This window comes from Chryseobacterium sp. JK1, assembly GCF_050632815.1.
Classification (GTDB): Bacteria; Bacteroidota; Bacteroidia; order Flavobacteriales; family Weeksellaceae; genus Chryseobacterium.
In genome coordinates this window covers 107,827-121,487 of the sequence record NZ_JBODRU010000001.1, presented here as the reverse complement: position 1 = coordinate 121,487, position 13,661 = coordinate 107,827, and the positions used below count along the sequence as shown (strand labels likewise).

Here is a 13,661-nt window from a genome sequence, read left to right as displayed (position 1 = left end):
TTTCACCAATAGCAATACATTTTAGGCACAACATTTGATACTTTATCAGCCGTATTATACACCACTTCATTCTATAATATATTTTTTTTCACAAATCCTCAGCAAGCTGGGGATTTTTTGTGAAATCTGCAAAAAACAGCTTTATATCCTGTTATGTTCCTGTTATAAAGAATTTTGGCACTCGGAGCAAAAAACCATTTCTGATAATCAATCATTTAAAAGAGCATTATTCATTTTATTGTTGTATATTTGCATATTATTAACCAAGTCATTACTTTGTTTTCTGTAACGACCAGAATAACTTTTTATTCAGTCTTTGCTTTTTGAGCAGCCATATTTTACACTTTTATTCTTCTATTAAGAACAATACTTGTCGGAATTTTAAAGCTCTGTATGATTGGGAAAATCCAAAACAGGAAACATCGGCAGGCTTTATAGGGGTCTATTGGAGACCGGAGTGAACAATACAATTTATAGAAACTAAATACTAAAAATAATTTATGGCAGATTCTTTTTCTAAAAAGGAAAATTTCAAGAAAAAAATTCAAAAGCAAAAAGAAAAGGCGCTAAGACGCGAAGAACGTAAAACGAACAACAACAAAGGGAAAGACATGGAGGATGTATTCATGTATGTAGATGAATTCGGAAGATTGACTTCTACTCCCCCTGAACAAAGACAGGAAGTAAACCTTGATGAGATCCAGCTAGGTGCAGCTCCTATCGTTGAAGAAGATCCAAGAAAAACCGGAATCATTACTTTCCACAGTGAAAAAGGATACGGTTTCATTACTGAAGACAATACCAAAGAAAACATCTTCTTCCATAACAACAACTGTGCAGAAGCGGTAAAAAAAGGAAACAAAGTATCTTTTGAAAAAGAAAAGTCTCCTAAAGGATTTTCTGCGGTTAACATTCAGATTGTTAAATAATATTTGATCTATTCATTTGTAAAATCTTACCAATGAATTGTAAATAATACAGAAAGCCACCTTTTCAGGTGGCTTTCTTACATCGTAAAAAAGTAAAAATTAATCCAGTTTTCCGCCCAGTGCTTTAAACAACAGGACGTTATTTCTGGTATTCTGATGCTGAAACTGCAATAAATCCAATTCCGCGGTAAGTTTGCTTTTTTGAGAATTGATCAGCTCAAAATAATTGGCGTATCCCGTCAGATAAAGATCATTAGATACCTCAACTCCCCGATCCAGAAAACCAACTTCCTCAGACTTTAGCTTTAAAACACGCTCATAGATCTTTGTCTGTTTCAGGATAGACTGAAGTTCATTAAAAGCTGTTGTAATGCTTTTCTGATAGTTTAAAAAAGCAATTTCCTGCTCTTTACTGGCTACTTTAAATTCATATTTCAGCTGACCTTTATTAAAAACCGGAACCATCAACCCTCCTAGCAGTTGCCCAGCTAATGAACTTGGCTTGAAAAGTGTTTCAACGGAGAAAGAGTTTAATCCGAAACCTGCTCCCAAGTCAATTTTTGGATAAAAAGCAGCTCTTGCGGCCTTTGCATCTGCCTGAGAAGCTTCCAAAACGTAATAATTGGCGGCAACATCCGGTCTGGAATGAATCACTGCTTCTACATTAATCGTTTTATTAAGAACATCCAAATTGGTTGGCATAAGCATTTTACCTCGTTTTACTTCACCACCATAACTTCCTGTAAGAGTTGTAATGGCTTGTTCTACTGTAACAATCTCGACTTTAATATGTTCAATCTCAGCAAGCCAGTTGTTATTCTGTGCTTTAAACTGCTGTACCGCAAGTTCTGTAGCCTTTCCCACTTCACGCTGAGCCAGAACAATTTCAAATGCTCTCTGCTGAAGGTTATAGTTTTTTTGATAAATCGCCAGTCTATTGTCTAAAGCTACCAGTTGATAATATAAGTTGGCAATATCTGTGAAAAGTTCAACCTGAAGCAGCCTCAATCCTTCTGTAGAAGCCAGAAATTTCTTTTGGGCAGCAATCTTTTTATTTTTCAGTTTTCCCCAGGCATCGATTTCCCAACTGCTTCGGGCTCCTAACCAATAGCTGGGATTGAAATCCCGATTGATCTTCTGCTCCTCCGTAATATTGGGCGAAAGATTGGTATCGTAGTTTCCTACTCCTTCCATCGTATATTTTCCGTATCGGTTACCGGAAACCTCTGCCCCCACTTCAAGGGAGGGCAAAAGATCCATTTTGGAACGCTGGAGAAAACTGTTGGCAATTTCCACTCTTTGCTGTGCAATCTGAAAATCCGGATTAGCCTGTACTACTTTATCAAAAAGTTCAAGCAATAGAGGATCTGTAAAATATGCTTTGAGATTAAGATGCTGAAATTCTTCTGAACTTGCAGGTTTAACAGGTGATTCCGGTAAGCTCTGAGCTTTTTTCAGATCTGCGACTTGCGGAACTGCACATGAAACTAAACTCAATGCAGCAATTCCGTATATTATATTTCTATGATTTAATCTTTTCATCTTTCTTCTTATTTTCAAGTTTTGCAAAGAATATATACAACCCCGGAATGACAACTAGTCCGAAGATCGTTCCGATCAGCATTCCTCCCGCAGCTGCTGTACCAATGGAACGGTTACCAATGGCTCCCGCTCCTGATGCGATACACAAAGGAATAAGTCCTGCTACAAATGCAAAGGAAGTCATCAGAATTGGACGCAGACGCTGTCTTGCACCTTCAATAGCGGCCGGAATGATATCAAACCCCTGCTTATTTCTGGCAACGGCAAATTCTACAATCAGGATGGCATTTTTAGCCAAAAGTCCGATCAGCATTACCAGAGCCACCTGTGCATAAATATTATTATCTAAGCCAGCCAGTACCAAAGCGATATAGGAACCGAAAATTCCTGTCGGAAGACTTAATAATACAGGCATTGGAAGAAGAAAACTCTCGTATTGGGCAGCTAATAAAAGGTATACAAATAAGAGACAGATCAGGAAGATATAAACGGTTTGATTTCCTGATAAAATCTCTTCTCTGGTCATTCCCGACCATTCAATATCGAAACCTCTCGGAAGCACCTCTTTCGCCACACGCTCCACTGCTGCAATAGCATCTCCAGAGCTATACCCATCCGCAGGCTCTCCGTTAATCATTGCAGACATATACATATTGTATCGGGTTAATACTTCCGGGCCGTAGACTTTTTCAATGGTGATAAATGTGGAAAAAGGAACCATTTCACCTTTATCGTTCTTTAAGTATAGATTCAGAATACTTTCGGGGGTATCTCTGTGCTCCGGACTTGCCTGAACCATTACTTTATACATTTGGCTGAAACGGATAAAATTGGTCGCATAATAAGAACCCAGCATTGTCTGTAGTGTAGACATGGCATTATCTACCGAAACTCCTTTTTTTGCCGCCATATCGTAATCTACATTAATCATATACTGCGGAAAAGTAGCATCAAAACTGGTAAAGTTGTTTTTGAGCTCTGGAGCCTCATTCAGTTTCTTTACAAAATCTTTGGTGATTTTATCTGTATTTTCGATGGTTCCGCCGGTTCTGTCCAACAAGCGTAACTCAAAGCCGCTCGTATTTCCGAACCCGGGAACTGTTGGAGGGGCAAAGATTTCAATCTGGGCATCAGCAATGCTTTTGGTTTTGCCTGAAAGCTCTTCAATCAGGTTATTCACTGAGATATTTCTTTCTTTCCAATCTTTAAGGTTGATCATCGCCATTCCGTAAGATGAGCCCGCAATTTCTGTCACAATACTGTACCCGGCAAGTGTTGTTACATTTTCTACGCCTTCAATTTTCTTCGCAATAACGGTCACTTCGTCCAGTACTTTTTCCGTTCTTTCTACTGTTGCTCCCTGTGGAGTAGTTACACTTACGTATACCATTCCCTGATCTTCCATAGGAATAAAACCTGTTGGCAAAAATTTGCTGGTCACAAAAGTTAGCCCAACGAATAAGAATAGTATTCCGAAAGTCACTGTGGTTCTTGTTGCAAATTTTGATAGAATCCCTACGTAACCATTTGTCAGCCGCTCAAATCCGGTATTAAAACTTTGGAAAAACCGATCAACGATTGTTTTCTTTTTATGGTGATTATGGGGTTTTAAAATAATCGCACAAAGCGCAGGAGTCAGTGTCAGTGCATTTACTCCTGAAATCACGATACTGATCGCCAGTGTCAATGAAAATTGTCTGTAGAATACTCCTACAGGACCATCAAGGAATGCTACCGGAATAAATACGGCAGACATCACAATGGTAATAGCAACTACGGCTCCGGCTATTTCTTTGGTAGCACTGATTGTGGCATCCATTGCATTCATTCCTTCTTCCATTTTAACATGGACAGCTTCCACAACAACAATAGCATTATCTACCACAATTCCAATGGCGAGAACCAAAGCAAAAAGGGTTAACAGATTTACTGAGAAATCCAGCATATTCATAAAAGCAAAGGTTCCTACCAATGCTACCGGCACAGCCAGCACAGGGATCAGGGTTGAACGCCAGTCCTGAAGAAAAATGAACACAACAATTCCTACCAGAATAAAGGCTTCAATAAGAGTCGTAAGTACAGCACTGATAGAAGCATCCAGGAATCTGGACACATCATAAGCCATGTTATATTCCATTCCCGGAGGAAAAGAAGATACTTTCAGCTCTTCCATTTTGGTCTTTACACTTTCTATTACTTCTGAAGCATTAGAACCAGGACGCTGTTTCATCATGATTGAAGCGGATGGTCTTCCGTTTGTTTTGGAAACCATCCCATAGTTCATAGCTCCAAATTCTACTTTGGCAATATCTTTCAGTTTTAGAATGGTTCCGTCTACATCTGATCTTATGGGAACTTCTTCATATTGTTTAGGTTCGAAGAATTTTCCTTTATATTTAATAACGTATTGAAGCTGGCTGGAAGTTTTCCCTGAGGTTTCCCCCACCTTTCCTGGTGCTGCCGAGATATTCTGCTTTTGCAATGAGGTAATCACCTCATCAGCTGAAATATTGTAAGCAGCCATCTTCTGCGGATCCAGCCACACTCTCATAGAATATTCTTTTTGCCCCATGATTTCTGCACGTCCTACTCCATCAATACGTTTCAGTTCCTGAAGAACATTAATATCTGTAAAGTTGTAAATAAACTGCTCGTCCTGGCTTGGATCCGAACTCGTAATATTGAGGTACATCAGCATACTGTTTACCTCCTTTTCAGTTGTTACTCCAGCCCGGATTACTTCTTCAGGAAGCTCATCAAGAATTGTTGTTACTCTATTCTGAACGTTTACTGCTGCCACATCAGGATCTGTTCCTACTTCAAAAAAAACCTGAATCAAGGTGAGACCGTCATTAGAAGTTACGGTCGACATATAAGTCATTCCCGGAACTCCATTGATTGCCCTTTCTAAAGGAAGAGCCACCGCATTGGCTGATACTTCGGCATTGGCTCCCGTGTATTTTGCGGTTACGGTTACAGAAGGGGGTACAATATCCGGAAACTGGGTAATTGGCATCTTCAAAAGAGCCATAATTCCCAGGAGTACAAACACTATGGAAATAACCAACGAAAGAACCTTTCGTCTTATAAACATTTCTACCATTGTTAATTGATTTAAAAATTATGAAAGGTTAATACTTCTTTTTGATTTTGATGATATCTCCATCTTTCAAAGACTGAGTTCCTTCATAAATGATTAAATCTCCCTTTTTAAGACCACTTTCCACCATGTAAGAATCTCTTAAGGTTGTTCCGATCTTAATATTGGTCATTTTCACTTTGTTCTGTTTATTTACCACAAAAACGTAAGTTTTATCCTGAATAGAGAAGGTAGATTTCTGCGGAATAAGAATGGCGTTATTCTGTTGCTCCGAGATAATAAGCTTTCCAGAAGTTCCATGCTTGATCAGTCGGTCCGGATTCGGGAAAAGTACTTTATAACGGATAGATCCGGTAGCTCTGTCTATTTCCCCTTCCGCTGTTTTTAAAGCTCCGTTAAACTGATAATTTACGCCATTAGGAAGGGTAAGTTCAATTTTTTGGTGATTTCCGATTTTGTCATTGGCCAGAAGCTCAAAGTACATATTTTCCGGAATCGAAAAGTAAGCGTAGACTTCATTGAGCTGAGACAAGGTGGTTAATAAAGTACCATTTTCTACTAAACTTCCGTCTTTAAGAGGAATCACATCAATGACACCATCGAAAGGTGCGGTGATCTTTGTAAAGCTTACTTTCTGAAGAACAGCTTTCTTCTCTGCATCAGCAAAGGATTGTTTAGCCTGTGCCGATGACAGTTTTGCTTTTACCATTTCAAGTTCGTTGTTGGCCACAAACTTTTTGGCATGAAGGCTCTGGATCTGTTTCAGTTCCACTTCTGCAATTCGTACATCGGCCTGGGCCTGTTTCAGCGCAGCATTGGCTTTAAGAAGTTCCATCTGAAGTTCAGCATCGTTAATTTTAAAGAGAGCTTGTCCCTGATGTACGAACTGTCCCTCATTCACATAGATATGCTGGATAATCCCTCCAATCCTGGACCGCATTTCTACGTTTTTCTTAGCCTGAATATCAGTAACAAACTGGTTGCTGACCAGCGTATCTTTTTCTTTGATTTCCAGTACCGGAACTTCTTTATCTTTCTGATTGTTTTTTTTGTTGTCTTTACTGCATGACACAGCGAATAATATTGCAATACTGCAAATTATTACGTTTTTAAAATACATTTTTAAATGTTTAGGTTATAAAATTTCCGTTAAAATAATTTGGTTTTCAGAAATTTACCGCTAAAACAATTGGAGGAGATGAAGAAAAGATTTAACTCCGCAAATAATGGATAAAGCAATCTCCGGAAGGGTAATTTTAGGAATAACTCTTAGAATCCGAGAGAAATCGCCCACTGCGAGTTCATCTTTACGAACAGAATGTTTTACAATTTTAGAGGCTGCAGGCAATGCATGGGTGTTCATATCCGCCTCTTCGTAGACATCCAGCAGGTAGATATTATTTACATGAGGAACATGTGGAATATCCTGCAACGATTCTTCTGCCCAATTCGAATTGAATAGAGAAAAAACCAGTAGGATATAAAATAAGAAAAATGACCTCAGACCTGCCATGTCAAACAGAACATATTAGTTTTTTAGTAAAAAAACGATAATTCTGCAAAACTAGGGATTTTTAATGGAGTTCTAGCCCTTTGACTGTTAAAAAAATTTAAAGAATGGGTGAATAATTCTACTAATTGAAATTTGGATTCTGTGGAATGATAAATAGAACGCGAAGTCAGGACTCCAACTTCTAAAATTCTGAATGAAAAATGGCATTAGGTTTTGGCTAAAGCCAGATGAATTTTGGTTTATTATTAACGGGCTAAAGTCCATTTCTATTGAATGATTTCCTCACAGATTTCACACATTAAGCAGATAGTTATCAATACTTATCCACTCAGTTTGTCATTCCGCAGGAATCTAATTAGAATCTTAAAAGTTTTGGCTAAAGCCAAGGAATCTTGGATATCATTTTTAAACGGACTAAAGCCCGTTTCTATTGAATGATTAAAATTGAATAGCTAAAATAATTTACGGAGTACTCTGAAGCGGTAATCAAAAATATGTTCCAGTTTCTTTCTGACAAAGAGATTGTGAGCTATTTCACCCAGAAAGCCCATCGGAAGCTCATAATCAATTGTATCTTTCATTAATACCCCTTCTTCATTGGGAATAAATTCATGATGATGGTTCCATAATTTATATGGACCTTTTCTTTGAAAATCGATAAAGCTTTTCTGAAAATCTACGTGAGTAATTTCGGTCTGCCATTTCATTTTAATTCCGAACAACGGGGAAACATAGTAATCAATCAGCATTCCTTCATAGATTTCATCATCCTTCATTTCTGTTAAAACGATAAAACCCATATCTTTTGGAGTGATCTCTGACAGATTGTTGGCTGAAGAGAAAAATTTCCATGCTGTTTCTATATCACAGCCCAGCTGCTGCTCCCTTACAAGTTGGTGTTTCATACGAATTGTTTTATATTCAAAAACGAATGTGTTTAATTTTTCACATCAAAATTACGATTATAGATTAACATGTCGTCATTAATTATAGATCCACATTAAAACGGGTTTTCCAGCCTTCTGAATCACTGGGTCAATCTCCCGCATCGCGTTATTAGAAATTGTAGGACAGCCCCAGCCTTCAGGAGATCCTTTTGGAAAGACTTCCTTATCGCTCATCTGATCCCAGGAATGAAACACAATAAACCTCTTCAAGGCATTGCTGTTGGTCTCTTCAAGCCCATGCATCAGATATTTCACATGAATGCCCCAATCGCTGTAACCTCTTCCCTGCAATTTGTATTTTCCAAGGGATGACAGATGACTGCCATCATCATTACTGAACCCAGGATTATCTCTAGAATCATCTTTACTCCATGAATGGGTTCCACAGCCATGTCCCACCAGATATTTCCCGGAAACAGTATTCTTTTTAAAATCCCAGATAAAAAAACGGTTAACGCCCGAGTGAAGGCTCATATCAATCAGAATACAGAAATCTGAATTCAAGTTCTGGGATTGACAGAATTTCAAGGCTTCTTCAGCTTTTGCTTCGAGTCTAAGTAAATCTGTTTCAGGCTTCTTTTCAACCTCATCTGAAATAACCATTTCTCTTACTATATTTCCTTTTCTTTCCTTACTACAGGAAAAAATGAAAGTAAACGCACATAGCAAAAAAACATACTTCATTTATTTATAGTGTTGAAAAATTCCAAAATCTGTTGGTGTCCAAAGAGCAGCTTTCTGTCCGGCAGCTTTTAAAGCATTATTAGACCATGTATTGCAGGTATACATAAAGCTGTAAGTACCCTGAGCATCATAGAAAGCATCATTGTCACTGTATACCGCATTGGTAGGAATAAGAATGAAATTTCCGTTTTCGTCTCTGTCGAATTTGTTTTCTATGTATTTCACAAGATTTTCGTACTGTCCTTTGCTTATCATGATCATTTTACAATCTTCGCCTTCCTTCATGGTAGTATAGTATGTACAGTGCATTGCTGAATCGCTTAGCCAAAATGCAGCTTTCAGTGCTGTAGATAATTTTAGGTCAGCCCAGGTTGGTGTATCCAGGTAGAAACCTTTATCTCCCCATCCTATTCCGATATAATGATAGTCTGTTCTTTTAGATTTTGTATTCGCAAAAGGAATTTTAAGGCTCCAATCCTGAAGATCGTTTTTCACAGGCATTACGATATCTGTATGCACTCCATTGGTATAAATATAAATAGGTATTTCTTTCTTTTGTCCGTCATCTTTGGCAGAAACAGAAATAAAGGGCAATCCAAGCCCCAGCAGCACATAGATAAGAACTAATCCCAAAATGATTCCTATCGTTTTGAGAACATACATTAAAATAATTTTCACCGTCATGTTTTTTAATAAAATTTAATCTACACTTTTTTGTAAAAGTATTTGTTTTAATCGAAAAAATCGTTAAATTTAATTACGAAATATTCACAAATATGCGTAAAAATACCAAATCCCAGAAAAGATTTAAAGTAAGAGTAAAAACTGCTCCAAAAAGAATACAAAAAAAACGTTGATTTTCGGTGAGATTTGATCTCCTGAAAATCAATTTTTCTTTTTAGGAAAGGCTTTTCAAGTAACTTATTGAAAAAAATCTTTACCTCCTTACAGCAAAAAGTTGAAGGAATGGTCGTCTATCTGCTTTAGTTTGGAAATGAGAAAAATTCCAAAGAAGGAATTGTCACCAAAAGTTGAGCCTAAAGTAAGTCTGAAGATTTCTGTAAAAATTCAATATTACGTTTCAGACCTGCAAATTTGGTTCTTTTCACAGGTGATTTTCTGAAGATCTCTGAGAAAATTTCTTGGGTAAGTTCTTTCCATTCTCCTTTTTTGAAGTTTTTCAATGCTTCGTTAGGCTTAAAACGGCTTTGTTTATTGGGTGCTGAAAAACGGTTCCATGGGCACACGTCCTGGCAGATATCACATCCAAACATCCAATCTTCCATCTTATCTTTAAAATGGGCCGGAATTTCGTCCTTAAGCTCTATGGTTGCATAGGAAATGCATTTGCTGCCATCAATAATCTTTTCTGAAACGATAGCATCTGTAGGACATGCATCAACACATTTTCTACAGGTTCCGCAATGGTCTGTGGTTTCATGATCGGGAACGAGTTCAAGCTCACAGATAATTTCAGCCAGAAAATAAAAAGAGCCATTTTGCTTTGTAATAAGGTTGGCATTTTTCCCTACCCATCCTATTCCTGACTTTCGAGCCCAGGCTCTTTCTAGAACGGGCGCTGAATCTACAAAGACTCTGAAACCGAACTCTCCAATTTCTTCCTGCAGTTCGGCAACCATCTCACGGAGAATTTCTTTGATCACCTCGTGATAATCTTCTGCGTAAGCGTATTTGGATATTTTATAGTTCTCCAGTATGGATATTTTTTCTTCAGGAAAGTAATTATAAGAAAGTGAAATAACAGATTTTGAACCTTCAACCAGAAGTCTTGGATCAAGTCTTTTGTCGAAATGATTTTCCATATATCCCATTTGTCCGTTGAAGTTGTTCTTCAGCCATCGTTCAAGGCGGGGTGCTTCTTCCTCTAAAAAATCAGCCTTTGAAATACCACAGTTCTGAAAACCAAAACTTTTTGCTTTGGCTTTTATAAGTTGAGAATATTTTTCGGCATTTGCATTCATAATTTCACACTGCAAAACTAAGATTATTTTACGAATCTTTCAGGGTACAATTATTTTCATACATAACTTCTATGCTGTTTCTTTTCTTAAAATTTATGCCTTCATTAAGATTTTTTTCAAAAAAAAATTACGTAATTTGGTTCATAATTTAATGTTTAAAATAAACAACTATGTCTTTAATAGAAGTAATACAATCTGGAAACTATGAATTGATTGACGTTCGTGAGCCAATGGAGCTTGAAATGGACGGAAATATAGAAGGTGCTAAGAATATTCCTCTTGGTGAAGTAGAAGACAGACAGGAAGAGATTTTATCTATCGAGAAACCGGTAATCTTATTCTGCAGAAGTGGAAACAGAAGTGGAAAAGCTTTAGAATACCTTACTTCTCAGGGATTAAAGGACGGCTATAACGGCGGTGGCTGGGCTGAACTGAAAGATACACTTGAAGCAAACAGAGGAACTTTTTAAAAGTTCCTTTTTTTATACTTTTTCATGATGAATTTAAAAGATCGTTTTGTACAGCTTTGTTCGCCCTTTACTGAAAACCAGGCTTTCATTTTCTCTTTATGGAAGGAAATTGAAACAAAGTATGCTGAAAAAGGCAGACACTATCATAATCTTCTCCATCTGAGCAGTATGTTTGCAGAGTTGGAAGAAGTGAAAGATCAGATTATTAATTTTCCGGCAATTTCTTTCGCTGTATTCTATCACGATATTATTTATGATGCAACGTCTAAATCTAATGAGGAGAGGAGTGCTTTAACGGCTGAAAAAAGACTTAAAGAACTTGGATTGGCTACCAATGAGATCACTTTGATTTCAGAAGAAATTCTTGCTACAAAATACCATCATAAATCGGACACTAACGATATTAATTATCTATTGGATGCTGATCTTTCTATTTTGGGGAAAGATTGGACTATTTATTCACATTACATTCAAAATATAAGAAAAGAATACTCCATTTATCCGGATCTGCTTTATAAACCTGGAAGAAAAAAAGTCCTCAAACATTTCCTGGAGCTTGAAAATATTTTTAAAACTGAATATTTTAAAGATCAATATGAAGAACAGGCAAAGAAAAATATTGCCGCCGAACTTCGATTATTGTAATAGTTTTTATATCAAAAAAAGACACCTTTCAAAAGTGTCTTTCATCATATCTTATATTAAAAATATATACCTATAAATTCTTTGGTTTTTTCCAGTACGAGCTCTGGAACTTCCTTATGAGGAGTATGTCCTACTTTTGGAATGATATATTTTTCTGTATTTCCACTCACCTGCGTAACGGTTTTTTCAACCTGATCCAGAGTACCATACTCATCAGCTTCCCCCTGAATAAATAGTAATGGTGAAGTAATATTCTTAAGGAGATATTCTATATTCCAGCTTCTGTAATCATCACGGGTCCAGGTTTCGGTCCAGGCTCTGAAGAGCGTTTCCACTTTATCACCGTGATATTTTTGCAGACGTTCCGGAAGATTCGTTGTTTTATAAGCTTCCCAGGCGTCATAAACTCCTTTCAATGTTACCTCTTCCACAAAAATATGCCCGGCTTCGCAAATTACGGCATTCACTCTCTCAGGATATTTGGCTGCCATAATAAGGGCTATTGTTCCACCGTCACTGTGCCCGAAGAGAATAGCTTTGTTGATATTTAACTCCGTTAAAAGATCATTCAATATATCGGCTTCCAGTTCCATATAATTTACCGGTCTCTCGTGAGTAGGCATCGGATATGACTTTCCATATCCCAACCGATCATAAACAAGGGTATTGCATTGTGTGATTTCAGCCAGTTTTGCGGGCAGTTCTCTCCAAAGCTGTACTGAGCCTAATGAATCATGCAAAAAAACCAGGGTAGGCCTATCTTCTAATGAATTGTTGTATTCTATATATAATTTCTTGTTCTTTACATCAATTATTCTCCCTTCCATCGAATAAAATTATATTAAAATTGGGGCATTTTCACTTCTTCAAATTCTTTCAATAACTGATTGAAAACAGCTTCAACCGGAAGGATATCATTAATCAGGGCAGAAACCTGTCCTATTTCTAATTCACCATCTTCCATATCTCCTTCAAACATTCCTTTTTTTGCTCTAGCCCTTCCCAATGATGAAATTAAGGCTTCTTTATTGCGTCCTGTCTGATAAATTTCTTCCAGTTCATTGAAGAATTTATTTTTCACCATTCTTACAGGAGCCAATTCTTTTAAAGTAAGATGTGTATCTCCTTCCTGCAATTCTACGATCTTATTTTTCCAGTTTTCATGGGCGCTGGCTTCTGTAGTGGCGGCAAAACGCGACCCGATCTGTACTCCGTCTGCCCCTAAGATCATAGCTGCTTTCATCTGTGACCCTAAAGCGATTCCTCCTGCAGCAATTAACGGTTTGGATATATGTCTTTTTACGTTAGGAATAAGGCAGAAAGTTGTTGTTTCGTCTCTTCCGTTGTGCCCGCCAGCTTCAAAGCCTTCAGCAACAATAGCATCAACTCCTGCATCTTCACATTTCACAGCAAATTTGGTAGAAGAAACGACGTGGGCAACTTTTATTCCTTCTTTTTGAAGAGTTTCGGTATAGGTTTTAGGATTACCTGCTGAAGTAAAAACAATCTTCACTCCTTCTTCAAGGATAATCTGAATAATTTCCTCCAAATTAGGATATAACATAGGAACATTTACCCCGAAAGGTTTGTCTGTTGCCTGCTTACACTTTTGGATATTTTCTCTTAAAATATCCGGATACATGCTTCCTGCACCAATTAACCCTAATCCACCACAGTTGGAAACAGCAGAAGCCAATCTCCATCCTGAATGCCAGATCATTCCGGCCTGTATAATGGGGTATTTAATATTAAAAAGTTCTGAAATTCTATTTTGGCTAGTCTGCATATCATGAAGTTTTTTTGCAGCATTGAAATCTATAAAATTACTCATATGTAAAAATACTAAAAA

At 37.4% G+C, this 13,661-nt stretch carries 13 protein-coding genes; 3 read left to right on the top strand and 10 right to left on the bottom strand.

Going from position 1 to position 13,661, the window contains the following annotated elements; all coding sequences use genetic code 11:
* Positions 1-500: 500 nt before the first annotated feature.
* Positions 501-929: a cold shock domain-containing protein gene (locus ACQ76T_RS00605; protein WP_431341420.1), complete on the top strand. Its 429-nt coding sequence runs from the start codon at positions 501-503 to the stop codon at positions 927-929.
* 99 nt (positions 930-1,028) lie between these two features.
* On the opposite strand, the gene ACQ76T_RS00600 is transcribed toward ACQ76T_RS00605, so the two are convergent.
* The 8 genes from ACQ76T_RS00600 to queG form a co-directional block, all read right to left on the bottom strand.
* A complete protein-coding gene (locus ACQ76T_RS00600) occupies positions 1,029-2,471 on the bottom strand; it encodes a TolC family protein (RefSeq protein ID WP_431341419.1) in 1,443 nt (480 codons plus the stop codon).
* A complete protein-coding gene (locus tag ACQ76T_RS00595) occupies positions 2,452-5,574 on the bottom strand; it encodes an efflux RND transporter permease subunit (RefSeq protein WP_431341418.1) in 3,123 nt (1,040 codons plus the stop codon). The genes ACQ76T_RS00600 and ACQ76T_RS00595 overlap by 20 nt, the downstream gene beginning before the upstream one ends.
* 28 nt (positions 5,575-5,602) lie before the next feature.
* Entirely contained in the window at positions 5,603-6,691 is a 1,089-nt protein-coding gene (locus ACQ76T_RS00590) for an efflux RND transporter periplasmic adaptor subunit (protein WP_431341417.1), read from the bottom strand.
* A gap of 60 nt (positions 6,692-6,751) precedes the next feature.
* Positions 6,752-7,084, bottom strand: a complete 333-nt coding sequence (locus tag ACQ76T_RS00585; protein ID WP_431341416.1) for a hypothetical protein — start codon at positions 7,082-7,084, stop codon at positions 6,752-6,754.
* Between the two features lie 452 nt (positions 7,085-7,536).
* Positions 7,537-7,989, bottom strand: coding sequence for an SRPBCC family protein (locus ACQ76T_RS00580; protein ID WP_431341415.1), 453 nt, complete (start codon positions 7,987-7,989; stop codon positions 7,537-7,539).
* 78 nt (positions 7,990-8,067) lie between these two features.
* Entirely contained in the window at positions 8,068-8,715 is a 648-nt protein-coding gene (locus tag ACQ76T_RS00575; RefSeq protein ID WP_431341414.1) for a murein L,D-transpeptidase catalytic domain-containing protein, read from the bottom strand.
* Positions 8,716-9,399 carry a TIGR02117 family protein gene (locus tag ACQ76T_RS00570; RefSeq protein WP_431341413.1) on the bottom strand — a complete coding sequence of 228 codons (684 nt, stop codon included), beginning with the start codon at positions 9,397-9,399 and terminating at the stop codon, positions 8,716-8,718. It abuts the gene before it with no gap.
* Positions 9,400-9,752: 353 nt separating this feature from the next.
* Entirely contained in the window at positions 9,753-10,697 is a 945-nt protein-coding gene (queG, locus tag ACQ76T_RS00565) for a tRNA epoxyqueuosine(34) reductase QueG (RefSeq protein ID WP_431341412.1), read from the bottom strand.
* A 170-nt stretch (positions 10,698-10,867) separates the two neighbouring features.
* Here queG and ACQ76T_RS00560 point away from each other — a divergent pair, with 170 nt between their 5' ends.
* Complete coding sequence (locus ACQ76T_RS00560) at positions 10,868-11,167, top strand: rhodanese-like domain-containing protein (protein WP_431341411.1); 300 nt, start codon at positions 10,868-10,870, stop codon at positions 11,165-11,167.
* Positions 11,168-11,191: 24 nt separating this feature from the next.
* The gene (locus ACQ76T_RS00555; RefSeq protein ID WP_431341410.1) at positions 11,192-11,812 is read left to right on the top strand and encodes an HD domain-containing protein; all 621 of its coding nucleotides are present in this window, start codon (positions 11,192-11,194) and stop codon (positions 11,810-11,812) included.
* A 56-nt stretch (positions 11,813-11,868) separates the two neighbouring features.
* Here ACQ76T_RS00555 and ACQ76T_RS00550 read toward each other — a convergent pair whose 3' ends face one another.
* Positions 11,869-12,639, bottom strand: coding sequence for an alpha/beta fold hydrolase (locus ACQ76T_RS00550; RefSeq protein WP_431341409.1), 771 nt, complete (start codon positions 12,637-12,639; stop codon positions 11,869-11,871).
* 14 nt (positions 12,640-12,653) lie between these two features.
* Entirely contained in the window at positions 12,654-13,643 is a 990-nt protein-coding gene (locus ACQ76T_RS00545; protein ID WP_431341408.1) for an NAD(P)H-dependent flavin oxidoreductase, read from the bottom strand.
* Between the last annotated feature and the right edge of the window lie 18 nt (positions 13,644-13,661).